Source organism: Roseivivax sp. CAU 1753 (genome assembly GCF_054482575.1).
In genome coordinates this window covers 310,225-332,429 of record NZ_JBTLRF010000003.1, presented here as the reverse complement: position 1 = coordinate 332,429, position 22,205 = coordinate 310,225, and the positions used below count along the sequence as shown (strand labels likewise).

Genomic DNA, 22,205 nt, shown 5'->3' with positions numbered 1-22,205 from the left:
CCACAGGCGTTTCAGGCACGATGCCCCAACAATTAGCGCCTGTAAAGCGCTCTCACGGCTTATTTAGTTCCAAACATGCGATCCCCGGCATCGCCAAGGCCCGGGACGATATAGCCTTTTTCGTTCAGCCTTTCGTCCACCGCGGCGGTCACGATCAGCACGTCGGGGTGGGCCTGCTGCATGCGGGCGATCCCCTCGGGCGCGGCGAGAAGGCAGAGAAACCGGATGTTGGTTGCCCCGGCCTGCTTGAGCAGGTCGATCGCCGCGACCGAGCTGTTGCCGGTCGCCAGCATCGGATCGACCGCGATGGTCACCCGATCCGCCAGATCTTCGGGCACCTTGAAGTAGTATTGCACCGGCTCGAGCGTTTCTTCGTCCCGGTAGAGGCCGACGAAGCCGACCCGCGCCGAGGGGACCAGTTCAAGTACGCCGTCCAGAAGACCGTTGCCAGCCCGCAGGATCGAGATCAGGGCCAGCTTCTTGCCATCGAGCACCGGCGCATCCATCGCCTGGATCGGCGTTTCGATCCGTTTGGTCGTCATCGGCAGGTCGGTGGTGATCTCGTAGGCCAGAAACTGCGAAATCTCGCGCAGAAGCTGCCGGAACAGCGCTGTCGAGGTCTCTTTCTCGCGCATCAGCGACAGCTTGTGCTGGACCAGCGGGTGTTGGACGATCTTGAGCATGTCAGTCATGCGGCCTCCAGTCGTTTGGCAATGGTCTTGCGGGTGTCGTCGTCGCAAAACGCATGTGCCAGAGCGGTTTGATTGAGGGCGCGAAACGCATCCGCCTGCCAGTCGAAGGTCTGGGCAAGGGCGCGGTATTCGTCGCGCAGGGTGGTGTGGAAGAACGGCGGGTCGTCGGTCGAGACGGTCACCGGCACGCCGCAGTCGCGCAGGGCCTGGATCGGGTGCCGCGACAGGCTGTCATAGACCCCGAGCGCCACGTTCGAGCCGGGGCAGACCTCGAGGCAGATGTTTTCTTCGGCCAGGCGCGCGACCAGCGCGTGATCCTCGATCGCGCGCACCCCGTGGCCGATACGCGCGACCCGCAATTCGTCGAGCGCCGCCGCCACTTCGCTGGGGCCGCGCCATTCGCCCGCATGCACGGTCAGGTGCAGTCCGGCTTCGCGCGCCATGTCGAAGCTGTAGGCGAAGTCCCCGAGCTCGCCCATGTTTTCATCCCCGCCCATGCCATAGCCGGTGATGAAACCGCCGGCGGTTTCCGCTGCGCAGCGGGCGGCGCGACGGGCCTTGTCCGGCCCGAAATGGCGCACGCAGGTGACGATGCCGCGCAGGGTGATGCCGATGTCGCGCTCCGCGGCCGCGGCGGCCTCTTCGATGGCGTGCAGGTATTCGCGCCACGCGCCCAGATCGCCGCCGCCGCAGAAATCCGGCGACAAAAAGGACTCGACATAGACGGCGCCGTTATCCGCGCATTCCTCCAGCAGCGCGGTGGTCAGCCGGGCGTAATCCTGCGGGGATTTCAGCACCGATGTCGCGGCCTCGTAGGTTCGCAGGAACCGCTCGAAACCGCTGAACGCATAGCCTCCGGATGCGTCGAACACGCCGTCGAGCGATATGGATTTTTCCTGCGCGAGGCCGCGGATGAAGGCCGGCGGGGCCGCCCCTTCGTGGTGCAGGTGCAGCTCCAGCTTGGGCAGGTCGGCGATGACGGCAAGCGTGTCCTCGGTGTGGTTCATGGCGCAGTCCCTCCGGCGGGTGGCACGGGAATGTCGAGGTGGCGGGCGATCCGCCCCGCGACGTCGGTGAAGGCGATGTGGCCCAACTGGCCGGATCCGAGACCGGCAACCAGCACCGGCACGCGTTCGCGGGTATGGTCGGTGCCGATCCAGGTGGGGTCGTTGCCGTGATCTGCGGTCAGGCACAACAGGTCGCCGGGGCGCAACCTTGGCAACAGCTTGCCCAGTTCGGCATCGAACCATTCCAGCGCGCGGGCATAGCCCGAGACGTCGCGCCGATGCCCGTAAAGGCTGTCGAATTCGACGAAATTGGCGAATGTCAGACTGCCGTCGGGCTGCGTGCCCAGCGCATCCGAAAGATGCGTCATCAATGCCGCATCCGTGCCTTTACGCACCTCGTCGATCCCCTCCATCGACAGGATATCGCCGATCTTGCCGATCGCAAGGACATGCCGCCCGGCATCCTGAACCCAGTTCGTCAGGATCGGTTTCGGCGGTCGGATCGCATAGTCTTTCCGGTTGCCGGTGCGCTGGAATGCACCGGGTGTGCCCACGAAGGGGCGGGCGATGACGCGGCCCACACGCATCTCGTGCAGTATGGGGGCGATGTCCTTGCAAAGTGTTAACAGACGTTCGAGTCCGAACCTTTCTTCGTGCGCCGCAATCTGGAAGACGCTGTCTGCCGAGGTGTAGCAGATCGGCCAGCCGGTCTTTACGTGGTCTTCACCGAATCGGTCCAGCATGACGGTGCCGGAGCCGTGGCAATTGCCCAGGATGCCGTCGGTTCCGGCACGTTTGCAGACCTCTTGCGTGATCGCATCCGGAAAGGCGGGGTTGGCATCGGGGAAATAGTGCCAATCCCAAGGTACCGGCAGGCCCGCCAGTTCCCAGTGGCCCGATGGCGTGTCCTTGCCGCGCGACACTTCTGTTGCCGCCCCCCACAACCCGTGGGGCGTGGCCGTCAGATTGGGGGCAACGGCACCAGAGGCAAGCGTGACCGCCCGGCCCAGGCCCAGCGCATCGAGATGGGGCAGGTGCAACGGCCCGCTGCGCCCCTCTTCGGCGCGGCCCGTGGCGCATGCCTCGGCGATATGCAGAACCGTGTTCGCCCCCATATCGGGCGTGCCGTCATTGAAGAATCCATCCGCATCCGGCGCACCGCCGATACCGACAGAATCCATCACGACAAGAAAGGCACGGGGCATGCGGCTACCTGAACAAATGCAACGGGTGATCAGCGGCCTAGCGCGGGCAGCGGTTTTGAGCAAGGCGAGACACTGCCTGACCCTGTGGCGGGCGCGCGCCGCGGCGGGCGTGAACAGGTGGCGGCATCGGGCATATGGGCCCTCAGGTCATCCCGATGGTGTCGATCACCAGGGGGCCGATGGCCCCGGCCTTGCCGATGCGCAGCGCCGCCCTGCAGGCCACCTCGGCGGCATCGGCATCCGCGACGCGGGCCGCGTGGATGCGCAGAAGCGGCTGCCCCTTGTCGACACGCGCGCCCAGCGGCAGCAGGTCCGACAGGCCGACAGCCGGGTTGACCGCGTCGGTTTCGACCCGCCTGCCGCCGCCAAGGGCGACCACGGCAAGGCCAAGTGCCTCGCCGTCGATACCGGCGACATGGCCGGCGCGGTCGGCCTTCAGTTCGCGGATCACGGTGGCCTCGGGCAGAAAGCGCATCGGCGTGTCGGCAAAGCCCAGCGGGCCGCCCTGGGCGTAGACCATGCGCCCGAAGCTTTCCGCGGCGCGACCGTCATCGAGGGTGGCGCGGATGGCCCGGGCGCCCGAGGCGATGTCGGACGCCTGGCCCGCCCGGACCAGAAGCGCGCCGCCAAGATGCACCGTCAGCGCCTTGAGGCGGCAGTCCTCGTCGGCCTTGCCGTGCAGAACGCGCATCGTTTCCACCATCTCGAGGGCGTTGCCCAGCGCCGGAGCGACCGGTTCGTTCATGTCCGTCAGGCACGCCACGGTCGGGCATCCGGCGTCGTTGGCGGTCGTGACAAGCGATGTTGCGAGCGCGCGGGCCTCGGCTTCGGATTTCATGAACGCACCGCTGCCGACCTTCACGTCGAGGACCAGCGCTTCAAGCCCGGCGGCCAGCTTTTTCGAAAGGATGGATGCGGTGATCAGGTCGATGGACGCGACCGTTCCGGTGACGTCGCGCACCGCATAGAGGCGGCGGTCGGCCGGTGCGATATCCGCCGATGCGCCGACGATGGCGCAGCCCGTTTCGCGCACCACGGCCCGGAATTCGGCCTCGGGCAGCGCGGTGCGAAATCCGGGGATCGATTCGAGCTTGTCGAGGGTGCCGCCGGTATGTCCAAGCCCGCGACCGGATATCATCGGCACATAGATGCCGAGCGCTGCCAGCGCAGGCGCAAGAACGAGACTGACGCAATCCCCGACACCGCCGGTGGAGTGTTTGTCAAGCACCGGCCCCGGCAGGTCCCAGGCAAGCTTGTGACCCGAATCGCGCATCGCGCGGGTCAGGGCGGTGCGCAGGTCATCCGACAGGCCGCCCAGACAGACCGCCATCGCAAAGGCCCCGGCCTGCGCATCCGAGACGGACCCGTCGGCCAGGCCAAGCGCAAACGCGCAAAGATCCTCCTCATCGGGCGCTTCACCCCGGCGCAATCCGGCCAGCAGGCGGGCGGGTTCCATCACGGTTGGTCCATATGCGCGGTGGTGAAGGCACCGGGCAGCAGTTCGCCCATGCTGAGCGTGACCTCGGTTCCGTCCAGCGTGGCCAGCGTGACCATCAGGCCGGGTCCCGCGAATTCTGCGATCTTTTGCCGACAACCGCCGCAGGGCGGCACCGGCGCCGGGCTGTCGGCCACGACGTAGAGCGACGCGATCTCGGTTTCGCCCGCGGCCACCATGGCGGCGATGGCACCGGCCTCGGCGCAGGTGCCCTCCGGGTAGGCGACATTCTCGACGTTGCAGCCGCGAAACTCGGCGCCCGAAGAAGAGGTCAGCGCGGCCCCCACCTGGAAGTTGCTGTAGGGGGCATAGGCATGGCGGCGCACGGCGAGGGCGGCATCGCGAAGGGACATGAAAAAGGGACCTTTCGTGTCGGGGTCGAAGCATATGGTGAAACCTTCGCCGCGACACTGCAAGGCTGAACCCGCGGCAATCGGAGGTGCGCATGGCTCTTTCGAGTGCGGTGCGGAAACGCCATCGCGCCTGGAGCGACGACACCGTGCTGCGACGGGCGGGCGACAGGGTACGATGATGGGCGGGCGACACGGACTGCGATGGGCGGGCGACGCGGACTGCGATGGGCGGGCGACGCGGACTGCGCGCGGCGAAGGGCGGCACCCGGAAAGGGGCGCGATGCCCACTGCCACTGGCGGGAACCGCCGCGCAGATGGTTGCACCCCTGCAAGGCGCGAGGAATTGCGCGAAGTCCGCGCGGAAATCCGTGCGAATTGCCAGTGCGAATAGCCAGCGCGGGCAGCCTGCGCGGGACCCAAGGCGGCACCGGGTCATCCGGCCAAGGTGCGACGCCGCGCGCCGTGCGGGCCTTGAAGGCCGAGGCCGCTTGCGTCTTCCCGGCGCGTTTGAATTCGGATAGCTCTGATTGCGACCACAGGGAAGGGGTTCGTCATGTCCGATCAGACGTCAGACACTCAGCGGCAGCTTGCGCTCGATTACCACGAGTTTCCCAAGCCCGGTAAGCTCGAGATCCGGGCGACCAAGCCGCTGGCCAACGGGCGTGACCTGGCGCGGGCCTATTCGCCCGGTGTGGCGGAGGCCTGCCTCGAGATCCGCGACAATCCGAAGGACGCGTCGCGCTACACCGCGCGCGGCAACCTTGTCGCGGTGGTCACCAACGGCACCGCGGTGCTGGGTCTGGGCAATATCGGCGCGCTGGCATCAAAGCCGGTGATGGAAGGCAAGGCGGTCCTGTTCAAGAAGTTCGCCGGAATCGATTGCTTCGACATCGAGTTGAACGAAGCGGACCCGGTGAAGCTTGCCGAGATCGTCTGCGCGATGGAGCCGTCCTTCGGGGCGATCAACCTCGAGGATATCAAGGCCCCCGATTGCTTCGTGGTCGAGGAGATCTGCCGCGAGCGGATGAACATCCCGGTGTTCCACGACGACCAGCACGGCACCGCGATCGTGGTCGGGGCCGCCGCGGTCAATGCGCTGAAGATCGCGGGCAAGACGTTCGAGGAGATCAAGATCGTCTCGACCGGCGGCGGCGCGGCGGGGATCGCGTGCCTGAACATGTTGCTGAAGCTTGGCGTCAAGCGCGAGAATGTCTGGCTTTGCGATATCGAGGGGCTGGTCTACGCGGGCCGCGAAACGGACATGACGACGCAAAAAGCGGCCTACGCGCAGGGCACAAAGGCGATGGGGCTGGCCGAGGCGATCGAGGGCGCGGACATGTTCCTCGGCCTGTCCGGACCGAATGTACTGACGCCCGAAATGGTCGGCAAGATGACGTCGAACCCGATCATATTTGCGTTGGCCAACCCCAACCCCGAGATCATGCCGGACCTTGCCCGCAAGGTCGCGCCCGACGCGATCATCGCCACGGGGCGATCCGATTTTCCCAATCAGGTCAATAACGTGCTGTGCTTTCCCTTCATCTTTCGCGGGGCGCTGGATGTCGGTGCGACAACCATCAACGACGACATGAAGATCGCCTGTGTCGAGGGCATCGCCGCGATGGCGCGGGCAACCACAAGTGCCGAGGCCGCCGCGGCCTATGCCGGGGAAAGCCTGACCTTCGGGCGCGATTACCTGATCCCGAAGCCGTTCGATCCGCGGCTGTCGGCCACGGTGTCGGTGGCGGTGGCGCAGGCCGCGATGGCGTCCGGCGTGGCCGAGCGCCCGATCGAGGACATGGAAGCCTACAAGGCGAAGTTGCGCGCATCGGTGTTCCGGTCGTCGCTGCTGATGCGGCCGGTCTTCGAGGCGGCGGCGACGGCGGCGCGGCGCATCGTCTTTGCGGAGGGCGAAGACGAACGCGTGCTGCGCGCGGCGCAGGCGATCCTGGAGGAAACCCCCGAGCAGCCGATCCTGATCGGGCGGCCCGAGGTGATCAACGCGCGCTGCGAACGCCTTGGCCTCGACATCCGGCCCGAGCGCGATTTCAACATCGTGAACCCGGCCAACGACCCGCGTTACCGCGACTACTGGGGCACCTATCACGAGGTCATGGCGCGGCGCGGCGTGACCCCCGACCTGGCCCGCGCGATCATGCGCACCAATTCCACGGCCATCGGTGCGGTGATGGTTCATCTCGGGGAAGCCGACAGCCTGATCTGCGGCACCTTCGGCGAATACAGCTGGCATCTGAACTACATCGAGCAGGTGCTGGCCACCGAGGTGCTGCATCCGCTGGCGGCGCTGTCGCTGATGATCCTCGAGGACGGGCCGCTGTTCATCGCCGACACCCATGTGCACAGCGCGCCGTCGCCCGAACAGATCGCCGACACCGTGGTGGGGGCCGCGCGGCATGTGCGCAGATTCGGACTGGAGCCGAACATCGCGCTGTGTTCGCAGTCGCAATTCGGCAGCCAGTCAAGCGATGCCGCCGCGCGGATGCGCGCCACGATGGCGCTGCTTGATCATGCGCCGCGCGATTTCAGCTATGAGGGCGAGATGAGCGTGGAAACGGCGCTGGACCCCGATCTGCGGGCGCGGCTTCTGCCGACCAACCGCATGATCGGCAAGGCAAACGTGCTGATCTTTGCCCACGCGGACGCGTCGTCGGGCGTGCGCAACATCCTCAAGATGAAGGCGCAGGGGCTTGAGGTCGGACCGATCCTGATGGGGATGGGCAATCGCGCGCATATCGTGACGCCGTCGATCACGGCGCGCGGATTGCTCAACATGGCAGCATTGGCCGGAACGCCGGTGTCGAAATACAGCTGAGCCGGGGAGGAGGGGCGGGCGCTCCCGCCCCCCCCCTGGCGACGTGCGGGCCTGCGATGCGACGGCCCGATCGGGCCTCAGATCTCGTCCGGGAAGTGCTTCATCACCATCCGGATCGGATTTGGCGCGGCCTGTCCCAGACCGCAGATCGAGGTGTCGACCATGGCCGTGCTCAGCTCTTCCAGCAGCGTCTGATCCCAGTGCTCGGCCTGCATGAGCTTGACCGCCTTTTCGCAACCGACCCGGCAGGGCGTGCATTGCCCGCAGCTTTCATCCTCGAAAAAGCGCAGCATGTTCAGCGCGGCGTCGCGGGCGCTGTCGTGTTCCGACAGCACCACCACCGCCGCCGAGCCGATGAAGGTTCCGTGCGGCTGAAGCATGTCGAAATCGAGCGGGATGTCGCCCATCGTCGCGGGCAGCAGGCCCGAGGACGGACCGCCGGGCTGATAGGCTTTGAAGCTGTGCCCCTCGGCCATGCCGCCGGCCGCGTCGATCACGTCGCGGATGGTGGAGCCCGACGCCAGCAGGTAGACCCCGGGCGTCGCGACCCGCCCCGAGACGGAAAACGACCGCAGGCCGGTCCGGCCGTTCTTTTCGACGGACGACAGGACCTCGGGCCCTTCGCGGCAGATGCGCGCGACCCAGTAGAGGGTCTCGATGTTGTGGACCAGGGTGGGCCTGCCGAAGACGCCGACCTGCGCGACATAGGGCGGTCGATGCCGGGGCAGGCCGCGCTTGCCCTCGATGGATTCGATCATCGCGCTTTCTTCGCCGCAGATATAGGCACCGGCCCCGCGGCGCAGGTCGATATATCCGGCATCGACGATACCGGCGGCTTCCAGTGCGGCGATCTCGCGGCGCAGGATCTCGTGGATGGCGGGGTATTCGTCGCGCATGTAGAGGTAGACGCGCGCGGCCTCGACGGCCCAGGCGGCGATCAGCATGCCTTCGAGGAACAGGTGCGGCGTGCGTTCGAGGTAGTAGCGGTCCTTGAAGGTGCCCGGTTCGCCCTCGTCGCCATTGACCGCCATGTAGCGCGGGCCGGGATTGCCGCGCACGAAACCCCATTTCTTGCCTGACGGAAAGCCCGCGCCGCCAAGCCCGCGCAGACCGGAGGCCAGCACCGTGTCCTGCACCGCCGACCAATCGCCGGAAGCGCGCAGGTCGGTCAGCGTGGTATAGCCGCCGGTCGCGCGGTAGGCGTCGAGCGATTCGTGGTCGGGCAGGCGGGCATGGGTGTCGCCCGCGGCGATGGCGGCGGCGACCTTTTCGGGCGTGGCGCGGTCGATATGATTGTGCCCGAGTTCCAGCGCGGGCGCCATGTCGCAGCGTCCCATGCAGGGCGCGCGCAGCACGCGGACCTTGGCGGGATCGAGGTCCTGTTCAAGCGCGGCGTGCAGCGCCTCGGCCCCGGCCAGTTCGCAAGACAGCGACGCGCAGACCCGGATGGTCAGCGCGGGGGGCGGCGCTTCGCCGTCGCGCACCGGATCGAAATGGGCATAGAACGAGGCGACCTCGTAGACCTCGACCTGGCTCAGCCGCATCTCGTCGGCCAGCGCGCGGATATGGGCCGCCGAAAGATGGCCATGCGCGTCCTGGATGCGGTGCAGATGTTCGATCAGCAGATCGCGCCGTCGCGGCGCATCGCCCAGAAGCGCGCGCACATCCGCGAGGGCGGCATCGTCGAGCGGACGGCCTTTGGGCACCGCGCGGCCCTTGCCACGGCCCGATTTCCAGACCCCCTTGCCTTGATCGAGCGCCATGTCGTCTCTCCCGTGTCGCCGCTATCCCTGCAGCAGTTCTACCGGTCCGGTCAGGTTTCGTCAGGTGCCAAACGGCGCATTGGTCGCCCGATGCGACGTTCGGACGCCGAAAAGAGGTCTTAGTGCGGTCGAAGTTATCGGATAGGGTCCGGCCGCAACGGCAAACACAGGCAGGTTCATGGCCCGGTTCACCCTGATCACACTGACCATGGTGGCGCTTCTGGCGCTTGCGATGGTCCTTGGCAGACCGTTTTCCTGGGCGGCGCTGGCCTATATCACGGTGTTCACCTTCGCGATGGACCGGATCGCGGCGCTGGCCGCGCCGGATGCGCCCGAAGGGGCGGAGTTTCCCGCCGGGCACGGGCTGTCCGTGGCGCTGGGATGCCTGCATTTTCCGCTGCTTTACGGCGGCACGGCGGTGATCGCGCGGGGGGCATTTGGGCCCAGCGAGAAGGTGGCGCTGTTTTTTGCGTTGGCGCTGTTTCTCGGGCAGGTCTCGAACTCGAACGCGCATGAGCTGATCCATCGCGCCGCCCGCTGGCCGCGGCGGCTGGGCGTTGCGGTCTATGTGTCGCTTCTGTTCGGGCATCACGCCTCGGCGCATCCGCGGGTGCATCACGTGCATGCCGCGACCGAGCGCGACCCCAACTCGGCCCGGCTGGGCGAGGGGTTCTGGCGCTATGCGCTGCGCGCCTGGCGGGGGTCGTTCCGGGAAGGGCTTCGGGCCGAAACGGCGCTGCGCGCACGCGGCACCGGCGGTCTGCATCCTTACGTGGTTTACGGCGCCGGGGGGCTGGTTTCGGTGCTGGCGGTGGCGCAACTCATCGGCCCTGCGGGCCTTTTCGTGTATCTGGCCTTGTGTGTTTACGCGCAGTTGCAGCTTTTGCTGTCGGATTATGTGCAGCATTACGGTCTGCGCCGGGCAGAGCGGGCCCCGGGCAAGGCCGCCCCGATCGGGCCCGAGCACAGCTGGAACGCGCCGCACGGGTTTTCGTCGGGTCTGATGCTGAACGCGCCGCGCCATTCCGACCATCACGCCAACCCGTCGCGGTCCTATCCGGGGCTGCGGCTGGATCGCGCGGCGATGCCGATGCTGCCGCATTCGCTGCCGGTGATGGCGGTGATCGCGCTGGTGCCGCCATGGTGGCGCCGGGTCATGGACCGTCGTGCGCGGGTTTGGGCCGAGGCGCGGAATGCCGCGGCCTGACATCTTTCGCAGCCTGTCGCGGCGTGGCAGAATCGGGTCATGATCCGGACCTGTCTCATTTCGATTCTGATCGCCTCGGGCGCGTGGGCGCAGTCTGACACGCCGATGACGGCGGCGGAGTTCGGGGCCTATACGCGCGGCAAGACCCTGACGTTCTCGGAGGCCGGCGCGCCCTACGGGATCGAACGGTACATGTCCGACCGCCGCGTGCGCTGGTCGTTTCTGGACGGCCAGTGCAAGGACGGGATCTGGTATCCGCAAGGCGACCAGATCTGCTTTGTCTACGAGGACGACCTGACCCCGCAATGCTGGCGCTTTTTCGAGGAGGGCAGCGGTTTGCGCGCCCTGTTCGACGGCGCGGAGACGGGCACGGAGCTTTACGAGGCGGGCGAGGAGGCCGAGCTGGAATGCCTTGGCCCGGACGTCGGCGTCTGAGCCTGAACCGGGTTGCCCCCCGCCAGAACGACCGTCCGGGTTGTGCCCGAGCGGGTCGAAGGCACAACCGCAAAGCCCGGCACCCGACCCGGGCATCGCAGGGTGTGACCCGGGCCCCGGGCGTTTGCAGATCCGGACTGGAACGGCCCTTTCGCGCAATGCGCATGTTCGATGCGCCGCATATGCAATTGCGCTCAAGCGATGGAATTGGACAATCGCGAGGCCGGAACATCGATCGAACCGGCATTGCCAATTCGGAAATAAGCCCCGGACTTTGACGCTTACGCATCGGCGCATTTCTGCTTACCATGGGGGAATCGCTGCGCGGCAGCACGACTTTTCGACGAATTCCGGGGATGCAGATGGTTGATCGTAACGCGTTGTTTTTCTTGAGCCTGTGCTCTTTCGCTTTGATCGGCTGCGATGCATCCCTTTCGAATACGTCCGGCGCGACATCCACCTCGGTCCCGGACGCGTCCGAAAGCGCATCGGTGACGACCGGAAAGACCAGCGCGGAAATCGAGCTTGAAAAAGAGGTGCAGGACCTCGACCAGGTGACGCGGACCATCATCGCGTCCAATACCGTTCAGGGGGGCCTCGCGGGGGCGCTGGGCGGGTGTGTCATAAGCGGGTTGACCAACGGGGATTGCGGCTCCGGGGCGCTTCGGGGCGGCATGCTTGGCGGCATCAGGGGCAATCAGGTGGGCCAGCAGGCCGCGCAGGTCAAACGCGATCTGGTGCAGGCGGACCAGACCATCGCCAATCTCAAGGAGATCAACCGGAAGCTGTCGGGTGTCGAGGCGAACCTGCGCATGGTCATCGACCGTCAGGACAGTGAAATCGCATCGCTGAAGCGGCAGTTGGGGGCGGGCCAGGTGTCGGCACAGTCGGTAAATGCACGGGTCAGCGCGATCAACGACAACCGCACGGCGGTCATCGACGGCCTTCTGGCCAGCGAACGCAACGTCTCCGAAGAACGCGCGCGGCTGGTGGCTGTCGAAACGCAGAGCGGGCAGTCGCTGAGCCAGGCGAAGAACGCCGTCGGCAGCACGCAGAACCGCATCGCGTCCATGCGCAAGAGCATTGCGATGGCGTCGATCTGAGGCCCCGCGGCGGCGGATCGACTTGGGGGAGTATCAAGTGATGAAAACGCGTGCCCTTGCGGTGCCTTCGGTGGCGACACTGGCCTTGGTCCCGACGCTGGTCCTGACGCTGGCCGGATGCACCGGGTCCACCGATCCGGAGACCGCCACGGTGTTCGACAACATGGCCAATACCAACAGCGGCGAATATGATCGCCAACTCGCGGAGAAAGAGGCCGAGGCGGCGGCGATCGGCTGGGACAGCGATGACATCCGCGCCGATATCGCGACGCTCGAGCAGCAGAGCGCGGCCAATTCCAGCCGGATCGCAGCGCTGCGGGGGCAGGTCGCGTCCGTGCGCCAGGAAATCTCGCGCGCCAGGGTTGGTGCCTCCGCGTCCGATACGGCACGGCTCGGGCAACTGGACAGGCAGGCCGCGGCGGTGCAGGCGGAGATCGACCGTGGCATCGATCCGTCGATCGCCAGCGCCGAGCTGGAAAGCATCCGTGCGGCGCTGCGCGCGCTGTCGTCGTAGCGCGGGGATCGTGCCATCAGCAGGCCGCAGGGGGCGTCTGTCCTGCGGTGACCGCGGACCGGGCAGGACGGCGCCGAGGGGCCGGTCATGCCGCGGCGGTCTAGCGCTACATCGCGGGGCGCAGGGGGGGCGATGGCCGGAAGGCGCAAGCCGGTCAGTTGTTGCGATAGACGGCGCAGACGCAGCCTGACGCGCGGATCCTGTCGCAGAGTTTGCCCGCCGCGCGCGCATCGTCCGCGCCAAGCCGCGCCATGTAATACCCCTGGCGGCCAGAGACCCGGTTCTTCACGAAGACCAGATCCAGTTCCGCCGATGACACCGCGCGCTGGCAGGTGCGGGTCTTGCGGCGGAAGGCCGCGCGGGCGGCATCGGCGCTGCGCCCGAACGCCACCTGCACGCCCCATGGCGCGTGGCGGGGTTCCGGCGGTGGATAGGCGGTCAGGCGGCGATTGCGCGCAAGATCGTGGCACGCCGGCTGGAAATCCAGCTGCGATTGCAGGTCGAAATCATGAGTGTCGGGCGGCGCGTCGCGCCAGGTCTCGGCGGTCAGCCCGGTGATGATCTGGACATATTGCACGGTCTCGCGCGCCAGCCCGCCGGTTTCGGCGATCAGACCCTCGGCGCGGGACTCGCCGCCGTTATAGGCCACCGCCGCTAGACCCGGATTGCCGAAACGCGCGATCAGCTCGCCCAGGTATTGCGCGGAATGCTCCAGGGCGAGGGCCGGGTTGAGGCTGTCGGCAAGGCCGCGTCTCGCGGCAGTCGCATCGATGAACTGGGCGATCCCGCGGGCCTTGGCGGGGGACACGGCGTTGGGGTCGAACCGGCTTTCCTGCCAGAGCAGGCGGGCGAAGAAATGCGGATCGAGCCTGTGCGCCCGGGAGAAGGCCTCGATCGCCTGGCAGGTGTCATGCACGAAATGCGCGGGCCTGATGCAGTGCACCTGGGTCCATTTGCCGGCGCTGCACATGGTGCCGGGCGCGCGTCCGGTGCGGGCCTGGGCAGGCAGGGCCAGAAGGCAGATCAGAAGGATGAAAGGAACGTGACGCATGGGGCCAAGTCTAAGGCCTCCGGCACGGGCGCGGTCAATCGCCCTTTTCCTTGCGCGGACGAGCGGATAGGGGAGTGGGGTCTTTTCTACCCATCGCGCAGGGGGTCCGATGTCCTTTTTCGGCAAGCTGAAATCGAAGCTTTTCAAGTCCTCCTCGAAGCTCGAGGAAGGCCTCGATGCCATCGTCGAGGAGGGCGGGACGGCAGAGCCCGCGGAGGCAGCGGTCGCGCCGCCGCAGCCGGACGAAGACCGCACGCCACCTGCCACCCGGGATGGCGATGAGGATGCCCCGTCCGCACCGCAAGCCGCGCCGCCCGCGCCACATCCTGCCCCGCAACCCGCCCCGTCCGCACCGCTAGCCGCGCCGCCGGCGCCGCCCGCGCCGCAAACCCCGGCCCGCCCACTCGCGCCGATCGCTCTGCCTGACCCGGCACCTGCGGCGGCGCCCGAGCCCGGCGGCGTCCTGTCGCGGCTCTTCGGGCGCTCCGGCGGTGCGGCCGAGGTCAGGCGCGTACTTGATGACGACATGCTCGAAAGCCTCGAGGAATTGCTGATCTCGGCGGATATGGGGGTCGAAACAGCGCTGCGCGTGACCGCCAACGTGGCCGAAGGCCGGATGGGCAAACGGCTCTCCGCGCGCGAGATCCGCGAACTTCTGGCCGCCGAGATCGCCCGGATCATGGAGCCGGTCGCCAAACCCCTGCCGCTCTATCCCACCAAGCCGCAGGTGGTGCTGGTGGTTGGCGTGAACGGTTCGGGCAAGACCACGACCATCGGCAAGCTGGCGTCGCAATTCCGCGCCGCGGGCAAGTCGGTGGTGATCGCCGCGGGCGACACCTTTCGCGCCGCCGCCGTCGAACAGTTGCAGATCTGGGGCGACCGCGCGGGCGTGCCGGTGCTGACCGCGCCGGAAGGGTCCGACCCGGCAAGCCTGGCCTTCGACGCCATGACCAGGGCCCAGGCCGACGGCGCGGATCTGTTGATGATCGACACCGCCGGGCGGCTGCAGAACCGGGCCGACCTGATGGAGGAGCTGGCCAAGATCGTCCGCGTCATCCGCAAGAAGGACCCCGACGCGCCGCACAACACGCTTTTGGTGCTGGACGCCACCACCGGCCAGAACGCGCTCAGCCAGGTCGAGACCTTCCAGAAACTCGCCAATGTCTCCGGCCTGGTGATGACCAAGCTCGACGGCACCGCCAAGGGCGGCGTGCTGGTGGCGCTGGCGGACCGCTTCGGCCTGCCGATCCACGCCATCGGTGTGGGCGAACAGATCGACGACCTGGCCCCCTTCGACCCCGAGGAATTCGCCGCCGCGCTGACGGGGATCGGATGAACCGCCACACCCTTGCTCTTTCCATTTCGGCAAATACCGCCGGGGGTGAATTCGGCGGCACGCCGAAGGGGGGGCTGGCCCCCCTCTGCGCGTACGGTGCCGGACGCGCGGCGGGCCCATGAGCGATCTGATCCTGTCGCTCGACGGCACCGAGGCCGGACATCGCGCAGCGCTGATGCTGGTGCTGCTTGCGGCCTTCCTGCACGCGGTCTTCGGCGCCCTGCAGAAGGGGCGGCACGATCCGTGGCTGTCGCGGGGGGCGATCGACGCCTCCTACGGCATCGTCGCGGCCCCCATCGCGCTCTTCGTCGTGCCCTGGCCCGAGCCGCACATGTGGCCGATCTTCGTCGGCGTCTTCGCGATCCATCTCGGCTACAAGATCATGCAGGCGCTGGCTTACACCAAGGGGGCCTACACGGTGGTCTACCCGGTGGTGCGCGGCACCGGGCCGCTGTTCGCGGTGATCGGCGCGGGCCTCGTCTTCGGAGAGACCTTCAACGGCACGCAATGGCTGGGCGTCGCGGTGCTGCTCGCGGGGATCTTCGGGCTTGCGGTCTACAACCTCGTGTTCCTCGAATCCGAACGCGACACGCTGGGGATCGCGCTGGTCTTCGCGGTCGTCACCGGGTTTTTCGTGGCACTTTACACCACCTATGACGCCTACGGCATCCGGGCGACGGCCGATCCGTTCACCTTTCTGGCCTGGTTCTTCCTGATCGACAGCCTGGCCATCCCGCCCTATGCCTATCTGCGCTGGCGACGCATGGCGGACCGTCCGGCGCCGGGGCCGCTGGCGGCGCGGGGGGCCATCGGCGGCGTCGTCGCCGTGTTCAGCTTCGGCTCGATCATGTTGGCCACCCGGCTCGACAGCGTCGGCGAGGCGGCGGTGCTGCGCGAAACCTCGACGGTCTTTGCCGCCCTGATCGGCTGGCTCGTGCTGAAGGAAACCGTGGGGCCGCGCCGGATCGCTCTCATGAGCTTGATCGCGGCGGGCGCGGTTATTGTTGAGATGGGCGGCTGAGTGCCCCATATAGCTGCGAACACCGAAGGATCCGTGCCCATGGCCCAGAAACGCGACATCAACCCGATGCTGAAGACAGCGCTCGAGCTGGGGCCGATCATCGTGTTCTTCGCGGCCTACATCTGGCTGAAGGACCACGTCTTTACCATCGGCGGCACCGATTACGAGGGGTTCATCGTGGTGACCGCCGGGTTCATCCCGCTGATGCTGGCGGCCACCGCCGCGTCCTGGCGGCTGACCGGGCATCTGAGCCGGATGCAGGTGGTCACCGCGGTGCTGATCGTGGTCTTTGGCGGGCTGTCGGTCTGGCTCAACGACGACCGGTTCTTCAAGATGAAGCCGACGCTGATCTATTTGCTGTTCGGCGGTGTCCTGGCGGTCGGGCTCATGCGCGGGCAAAGCTATCTGCGGGTGGTGATGGAGGGGCTGATGCCGCTGCGCCACGAGGGCTGGATGAAGCTCACGCAGCGCCTCTGCGCCTTCTTCTTCTCGCTGGCGGTGCTGAACGAGGTGGTCTGGCGCACCATGTCGACCGAAAGCTGGGTCTATTTCAAGACCTTCGGGCTGACGGCGGCGCTGTTTGCCTTCTTCATGGCGCAGGGCGGGCTGTTTCGCGATTACGGTGTCGAAGACGAATGACGCAAGGCCCCGCGGCGGACCGCATCGCCCCGGGCTGGCCCGATAGTGCGCCCCCGGCTGCCGCGACATTGCACCGCCCGGCGACTGGACACCGGCGTGCCGCGGCTTAGTCTCCGGGCACAGCGCGCAGCACGGAGCCTCGCATGGAAAAATTCGGCAAGAGCCAGCCCGTCACCCGCCGCGAAGACCTGCGGTTTCTGACCGGGGCGGGCCGCTACACAGATGACATCGTACCCGAGGGCGCGCTTTACGGCTATTTCCTGCGCGCGCCCGTCGCCCATGCCCGGATTACCGGCCTCGATACCGAGGAAGCGCTGGCGCTGCCGGGCGTGCGGATGGTCCTGACCGCGAAAGACCTGGCCGAGGCGGGCATCACCAGGGGGCTGTTCACCATCATGGTGAAAAACCGCGATGGCACGCCGGGCATCGCGCCGCATCGCCCGATCCTGGCGCAGGACAAGGTCCGTTTCGTCGGCGAGCCAGTGGCGCTGATCGTTGCCGAGACGCTGGAACAGGCCAAGGACGCGGCCGAATGTGTCCTGCTCGATCTGGAAGACCTGCCGGTGCATCTTGACATGGCGCCGGGTGGCGCTGCGCTGCACGCCGAAGCCCCCGACAACCGGTCCTTCATCTTCGGGCTGGGCTGCGAGGCCGCGACCGAGGCCGCCTTTGCGGAGGCCGCCCACGTGGTGCGGATGGCGGTGTCCGACAACAAGGTCATTGCCAATCCGCTTGAGGGGCGGGCCTTTGTCGCGGGCTGGGACGGTGCGCGGCTCACGGTTACCATGTCGAGCCAGGGCGTCTGGACCCACAAGACGCAACTGGCCAAGGTTCTGGGCCTCGATCCGGATGCGGTGCACGTGGTCACGGAAGATGTCGGCGGCGGCTTCGGCATGAAGACAATGGTCTATCCCGAATATTTCGCCATCGCCCAGGCGGCGCGGATGCTGGGGGAGGTGGTGCGCTGGGCCGCCGAACGCGGCGAGGGCATGCTGTCGGACAACATGGGGCGCGATCTGGTCTCGACCGGGGCGCTGGCCTTTGACGCGGATCTGAAGATCACCGGCTACCGCGTCGACACGCGCTTCAACCTCGGGGCCTATGCCAGCCAGTTCGGGCCGCTGATGCAGACCCAGCTGTTCAGTCGGGTGTTGACCGGGGTCTACGACATCCCCGCCGCCTACCTGCAATCCGAGGCGTTCTTTACCAATACCTGCCAGGTCGACGCCTATCGCGGGGCGGGCCGACCCGAGGCGATCTATCTGCTGGAACGGATGATGGACCGCGCCGCGCGCGACCTTGGCGTCAGCGCCACCGAGTTGCGGCGGCGCAACTTCATCGCGCCTGCGGATTTTCCCTACCGGACCGTCGGCGGCGAGGTTTACGACGTCGGCGATTTCGCGCGCGTGCTGGACCGTGCCGAGGCGGCGGCGGACCTTGGCGGGGTCGAGGCGCGCCGGGCGACGTCCGAGGCGCGGGGCAAGCTGCGGGGGCAGGGCACGTGCTGCTACATCGAGGCCATTCTGGGCGCGCCGGACGAGGGCGTGCGGATCGCATTCGAGGACGTGGACGGGGCAGGCGGGGCGGTGATCTATGTGGGCACCCAGTCGAACGGCCAGGGCCACGAGACGGTCTTTGCGCAGTTCCTGTCGGACCAGTCGGGCATCCCGGTGGACCGCATTCGCGTCGTGCAGGGCGATTCGGACCTGATCGCCCGGGGCGGCGGCACCGGCGGGTCGCGCTCGGTCACGGTGCAGGCCAACGTGACGCTGACGGCACTCGGCGACGTGGTGCGCGCGTTTTCGGCGTTCCTGGCAGAAGAGGCGGGCGTTGCGCCAGAGGCCGTCCGCTTCGACGACATGCATTTTCGCATCGATGGGTCGAACGAGACGCCGTCGATGCTGGATGTGGCGGCGCTGGCCCGCGACAGGGGACGCGACGACTTGCTGGTCTTTGCGGCGCACGAGACGCTGCCCGCGCGGTCCTTTCCCAATGGCTGCCACATGGTCGAGGTCGAACTGGACCCCGAAACCGGCGTGGTCGAGATCGACCGTTACGTCGTGGTTGACGATTTCGGAAACCTTATCAACCCCTTGCTGGTCGAGGGGCAGGTGCATGGCGGCATCGCGCAGGGCGTGGGTCAGGCGCTGATGGAACGGGTGGTCCATGACGAAACCGGCCAGCTTCTGACCGCGTCGCTGATGGATTACGCGATGCCTCGCGCCGCCGATCTGCCGTTCTTCCGCACCGGCTTCGAGCCGGTGCCGTCAACCGCGAACCCGATGGGCATGAAGGGCTGCGGCGAGGCCGGCACGGTCGGGGCGCTGGCGGCGGTGTCGAACGCGGTGCAGGATGCGCTCTGGGCGCGGGGCGTCCGGCAGGCGGACATGCCCTTTACCCCGCACCGGGTCTGGGAGATGCTGAATCAGGTGCCGCGTGCGGCGGAGTAGGCGATTCCGGATATACAAGCGAAAAGATCACGCTTTTGCGATTGGGCTTTAAACTGTGACAGACATACCCATCTTTAGAGCAGGATCGCGGGCACGGAACGCCTGCGACACCTTCACTGTCCCTCGTTCCGCTACTGGCGTCCGGACCCCCGTCCGGACGCCTTTTTCCTGTCCGGGGACCGGCCTTGCAGCAGCTGCGGACACCGGCGTCAGGGTCGGCGCGGGGGCGGGGGCATGACTGCAAGCGACGCTTTCCTGCGCGATGTGCTGCGCCGTACCCGGGTCATCGCGGTCGTTGGCGTGTCGCCCAACCCGGTCCGGCCCAGCCATTTTGTCGCGCGCTATCTGTCGCTGCGGGGCTTCGAGGTGCATCCGGTCAATCCCGGCCATGCGGGCAAGGTCCTGTTCGGGCGCACCATCGTGGCCTCGATGTCGGAGATCGACGCCCCGGTCGACATGGTCGATATCTTCCGCCGCTCGGAGGCCGTGCCGGAGGTGGTCGCGGAGGCGCTCGAGGTGTTTCCGGCGCTGCGGACGGTCTGGATGCAGATCGGGGTGGTCAGCGCGGAGGCGGCAAGGCTGGCCGAGGCGCGCGGCGTCGACGTGGTGCAGAACCGCTGCCCCAAAATCGAGTATCAGCGCCTGTTCGGCGAGCTGCGCAAGGGCGGCTTTGCGACCGGTGTCATCTCGTCGAAGCTGTGAGCGGGCGCGCGATCGGGTCGGGTACCCCGGGCCGACAGGGGTGCCGGTGGCAGGCGGGCAGGGGGCCAGCCCCCTCTTCGGGCCTGAGGGCCCGAATTCACCCCCGGCGTATTTTGCAAAATGGAAAGGGCAGGGCGCGCGATGCGGGTGGTGGTGATCGGGGCGGGGATCGTCGGCGTGTCGGCGGCGGTGTGGTTGCGCCGCTACGGCGCCGAGGTGGTGCTGGTGGATCGCGCGGCCCCGGGGGCGGGCGCGTCGGCGGGCAATGCCGGGGTGCTGGCGGTCTCGGCGGTGCGTCCGTCGATGGATGCGGCGGCGCTGCGGGCGGCACCGGGGATGTTGCTTGACCGGGATGCACCGCTGTTTCTGCGCTGGGCCTATTTGCCGCGCCTGCTGCCGTGGCTGCTGCGCGCGGCACGGCATCTGGGCGCGTCCGAGGTGGCCCGGATCACCGACGCGCTGTCGCCGCTGCTGAGCGATGCGGTCGAGGCGCATGCGGCGCTGGCGCGCGGCACGCATGCGGCGCGGTTTCTGCGGCGGTCGGATTACGTCTATGCGTTTCGCGACGCGCGGGCCTATGCGGCGGCGGCGTCGGGGCTGGCGGTGAAGGCCGCGGCGGGATTTGCCCATGAGCGTCTGAGCGGTGCGGAGGTGCAGGCCTATGATTCGGCGCTGGGGCCCGGGGTCGGGTGCATCGCGGTCATGGGCGCGCATGGGTTCGTCACCGATCCCGAGGCCTATGTGCAGGCGCTGGCGCAGGCGTTCGAGGCCGAGGGCGGGGTGTACCGGCAGGCGCGGGTCCGCGATCTGGTGCTGCGGGACGGGCGCATCGCCGGTGTCGTCGCGGACGGCGAAACGCTGCGCTGCGATCAGGCGGTGATCGCCATGGGCGCGGGGTCGGCGCCGCTGTTGGCGCAGGTCGGACTGCGGCTGCCGCTGGAGACCGAGCGCGGCTATCATCTGCAGCTGCGCAGCGACCGCGGTGCGCCGCGCCAGCCGGTCATGGTGGATGCCGGGCAGTTCGTGGTGACACCGATGGCGCGCGGCGCGCGGCTGGCGGGGATCCTGGAGTTCGGCGGGCTTGAGGCCGGGCCGCAGCGCGCCCCCTTCGGGTTGCTGCGCAGGCAGGCGATGCTGGCGTGTCCGGGGCTCGACCTTGTCGGGGCCGAGGAGTGGATGGGGCACCGGCCCGCCTTGCCAGACAGCCTGCCGCTTCTGGGCGAGGTGGGTGCCACCGGGGTCTGGGGCGCGGTCGGGCATCATCACGTCGGGCTGACGGCAGGGCCCGCGACCGGGCGCTTGCTGGCCGAGGCGCTGACGGGGCGGCGACCCAACCGCGACCTTGCGCCTTACGGGGCGGCGCGGTTCGCGCGCGCCTAGCGCTTGGCGCAGGCGGCGATACGGGTCGCGAGGTCGTGCAGCAGGGCGGGGTAGAACGCGGCATCCGGCGGCAGCGCCGCGCCCAGGGTGTCGATCTCGACGGCGTGGATGTCGGCCCCCAGGGCGCTGACGAGGCGGGGGTCGTATTGCGGCGCGACCAGCAGGCAGGTGCCCGGCGGCAGCGCATCGCGCAGCGTGGCCAGCCGTTTCGGACTGGGGCTGGCGTCGTCGCTGGCGGTCAGCGCCCCGAGGGTGGTCAGGCCGAAGGCGGCCTCGAAATACTGAAAGCCGTCATGCAGCGCCGCAAGCGGGCGGTCCGCGCCGGCCAGCGTGGCGCGGGCGCGCATGGCCGCCTCTTCCAGCGCGGTGCGGGCGGCGGCGGCGTTGGCGCTGTAGGTGGCGGCGTTGTCGGGGTCGGCGGCGGTGATGGTTGCGCGCAGCGTGTCGAGCCAGAGCGTCGCGTTGTCCGGATCGAGCCAGAGATGCGGGTCGAAAGGGGTGTCTGCGTCATGGCCATGGTCGTGATCGTGGTCATGCGCCCCGGTGTCGAAAAGCGCGGAGTCGCGCGCGGGCAGGCGGTGCACGCCCGGTATCGCGGAGAGATCGAGGCGGCTGGCATGCGGGGCGAGGTTGGCCATGGGGCGTGCCAGGTTCGGGGTCAGGGAGGGGCCGATCCAGACGACGATGTCGGCGGCGGCAAGCGCGCGGGCGTCCGACGGTTTCAGCGCGTAGTCATGCGGTGATGCCCCCGGCGGCAGCAGCGTCGAGACGCCGTCCGCATCGCCCAGGACCATGGCCACAAGGGCGGCCACGGGGGGGATGTCGGCGACGATCTGAGGCGGGGCCGCGCGCGCGGCGGTTGGAAGGGTGACGGTGGTCAGTATGATGGGGACCAGGGCGGCGGGGGCCAGGGCGCGGAACACGAGGGCAAGGATGGCACGCATGTCGCGCTCCTGTCTTGGGGTGCTGTTTGCGCGGCTTGCTACTGTGTATAGTATAACATATCAAGCCGGAAATGG

The 22,205-nt window shown here is 67.8% G+C and carries 19 protein-coding genes; 11 read left to right on the top strand and 8 right to left on the bottom strand.

Annotated features, from left to right (window positions below; genetic code table 11):
* Nucleotides 1-59 precede the first annotated feature (59 nt).
* From upp to ACXYMN_RS09050, 5 genes are all read right to left on the bottom strand, one after another.
* Complete coding sequence (gene upp, locus ACXYMN_RS09070; protein WP_459013261.1) at nucleotides 60-692, bottom strand: uracil phosphoribosyltransferase; 633 nt, start codon at nucleotides 690-692, stop codon at nucleotides 60-62.
* Complete coding sequence (locus ACXYMN_RS09065) at nucleotides 689-1,699, bottom strand: adenosine deaminase (protein ID WP_459013260.1); 1,011 nt, start codon at nucleotides 1,697-1,699, stop codon at nucleotides 689-691. The genes upp and ACXYMN_RS09065 overlap by 4 nt, the downstream gene beginning before the upstream one ends.
* Complete coding sequence (locus ACXYMN_RS09060) at nucleotides 1,696-2,904, bottom strand: phosphopentomutase (protein WP_459013259.1); 1,209 nt, start codon at nucleotides 2,902-2,904, stop codon at nucleotides 1,696-1,698. The genes ACXYMN_RS09065 and ACXYMN_RS09060 overlap by 4 nt, the downstream gene beginning before the upstream one ends.
* A gap of 142 nt (nucleotides 2,905-3,046) precedes the next feature.
* Complete coding sequence (locus ACXYMN_RS09055; protein ID WP_459013258.1) at nucleotides 3,047-4,360, bottom strand: thymidine phosphorylase; 1,314 nt, start codon at nucleotides 4,358-4,360, stop codon at nucleotides 3,047-3,049.
* Nucleotides 4,360-4,752 (bottom strand): cytidine deaminase, encoded by a 393-nt coding sequence (locus ACXYMN_RS09050; RefSeq protein WP_459013257.1) that lies wholly within the window; start codon nucleotides 4,750-4,752, stop codon nucleotides 4,360-4,362. The genes ACXYMN_RS09055 and ACXYMN_RS09050 overlap by 1 nt, the downstream gene beginning before the upstream one ends.
* Before the next feature lie 553 nt (nucleotides 4,753-5,305).
* On the opposite strand from ACXYMN_RS09050, the gene ACXYMN_RS09045 reads away from it, so the two are divergent.
* Entirely contained in the window at nucleotides 5,306-7,585 is a 2,280-nt protein-coding gene (locus tag ACXYMN_RS09045) for an NADP-dependent malic enzyme (protein ID WP_459013255.1), read from the top strand.
* A 77-nt stretch (nucleotides 7,586-7,662) separates the two neighbouring features.
* Here the strand turns inward: ACXYMN_RS09045 and ACXYMN_RS09040 are convergent, their stop codons facing one another.
* Nucleotides 7,663-9,348, bottom strand: a complete 1,686-nt coding sequence (locus ACXYMN_RS09040; protein WP_459013254.1) for an NAD(P)H-dependent oxidoreductase subunit E — start codon at nucleotides 9,346-9,348, stop codon at nucleotides 7,663-7,665.
* Nucleotides 9,349-9,526: 178 nt separating this feature from the next.
* Between ACXYMN_RS09040 and ACXYMN_RS09035 the strand changes: the two genes are divergently transcribed.
* The 4 genes from ACXYMN_RS09035 to ACXYMN_RS09020 all read left to right on the top strand — a co-directional run bounded on the left by ACXYMN_RS09035 (nucleotide 9,527) and on the right by ACXYMN_RS09020 (nucleotide 12,607).
* Nucleotides 9,527-10,555 carry an alkane 1-monooxygenase gene (locus tag ACXYMN_RS09035; RefSeq protein ID WP_459013253.1) on the top strand — a complete coding sequence of 343 codons (1,029 nt, stop codon included), beginning with the start codon at nucleotides 9,527-9,529 and terminating at the stop codon, nucleotides 10,553-10,555.
* 39 nt (nucleotides 10,556-10,594) lie between these two features.
* Nucleotides 10,595-10,990: a hypothetical protein gene (locus tag ACXYMN_RS09030; protein WP_459013252.1), complete on the top strand. Its 396-nt coding sequence runs from the start codon at nucleotides 10,595-10,597 to the stop codon at nucleotides 10,988-10,990.
* A 491-nt stretch (nucleotides 10,991-11,481) separates the two neighbouring features.
* Complete coding sequence (locus tag ACXYMN_RS09025; RefSeq protein ID WP_459013251.1) at nucleotides 11,482-12,093, top strand: hypothetical protein; 612 nt, start codon at nucleotides 11,482-11,484, stop codon at nucleotides 12,091-12,093.
* A 40-nt stretch (nucleotides 12,094-12,133) separates the two neighbouring features.
* Nucleotides 12,134-12,607 carry a hypothetical protein gene (locus ACXYMN_RS09020; protein WP_459013250.1) on the top strand — a complete coding sequence of 158 codons (474 nt, stop codon included), beginning with the start codon at nucleotides 12,134-12,136 and terminating at the stop codon, nucleotides 12,605-12,607.
* 154 nt (nucleotides 12,608-12,761) lie between these two features.
* Here ACXYMN_RS09020 and ACXYMN_RS09015 read toward each other — a convergent pair whose 3' ends face one another.
* Nucleotides 12,762-13,658, bottom strand: a complete 897-nt coding sequence (locus ACXYMN_RS09015; protein WP_459013248.1) for a lytic transglycosylase domain-containing protein — start codon at nucleotides 13,656-13,658, stop codon at nucleotides 12,762-12,764.
* Between the two features lie 109 nt (nucleotides 13,659-13,767).
* Between ACXYMN_RS09015 and ftsY the strand changes: the two genes are divergently transcribed.
* The 6 genes from ftsY to ACXYMN_RS08985 all read left to right on the top strand — a co-directional run bounded on the left by ftsY (nucleotide 13,768) and on the right by ACXYMN_RS08985 (nucleotide 21,186).
* Complete coding sequence (ftsY, locus tag ACXYMN_RS09010; RefSeq protein ID WP_459013247.1) at nucleotides 13,768-14,994, top strand: signal recognition particle-docking protein FtsY; 1,227 nt, start codon at nucleotides 13,768-13,770, stop codon at nucleotides 14,992-14,994.
* 118 nt (nucleotides 14,995-15,112) lie between these two features.
* Nucleotides 15,113-16,015, top strand: coding sequence for an EamA family transporter (locus tag ACXYMN_RS09005; RefSeq protein WP_459013246.1), 903 nt, complete (start codon nucleotides 15,113-15,115; stop codon nucleotides 16,013-16,015).
* 39 nt (nucleotides 16,016-16,054) lie between these two features.
* Nucleotides 16,055-16,654: an inner membrane-spanning protein YciB gene (locus ACXYMN_RS09000; RefSeq protein WP_459013245.1), complete on the top strand. Its 600-nt coding sequence runs from the start codon at nucleotides 16,055-16,057 to the stop codon at nucleotides 16,652-16,654.
* 143 nt (nucleotides 16,655-16,797) lie between these two features.
* Complete coding sequence (locus ACXYMN_RS08995) at nucleotides 16,798-19,104, top strand: xanthine dehydrogenase family protein molybdopterin-binding subunit (RefSeq protein WP_459013243.1); 2,307 nt, start codon at nucleotides 16,798-16,800, stop codon at nucleotides 19,102-19,104.
* A gap of 234 nt (nucleotides 19,105-19,338) precedes the next feature.
* Nucleotides 19,339-19,806, top strand: coding sequence for a CoA-binding protein (locus tag ACXYMN_RS08990; protein WP_459013241.1), 468 nt, complete (start codon nucleotides 19,339-19,341; stop codon nucleotides 19,804-19,806).
* Between the two features lie 120 nt (nucleotides 19,807-19,926).
* Nucleotides 19,927-21,186, top strand: coding sequence for an NAD(P)/FAD-dependent oxidoreductase (locus tag ACXYMN_RS08985; protein ID WP_459013239.1), 1,260 nt, complete (start codon nucleotides 19,927-19,929; stop codon nucleotides 21,184-21,186).
* Here the strand turns inward: ACXYMN_RS08985 and ACXYMN_RS08980 are convergent.
* Nucleotides 21,183-22,130 (bottom strand): zinc ABC transporter substrate-binding protein, encoded by a 948-nt coding sequence (locus ACXYMN_RS08980; protein WP_459013238.1) that lies wholly within the window; start codon nucleotides 22,128-22,130, stop codon nucleotides 21,183-21,185. The two genes, ACXYMN_RS08985 and ACXYMN_RS08980, sit on opposite strands and share 4 nt — an antisense overlap.
* Between the last annotated feature and the right edge of the window lie 75 nt (nucleotides 22,131-22,205).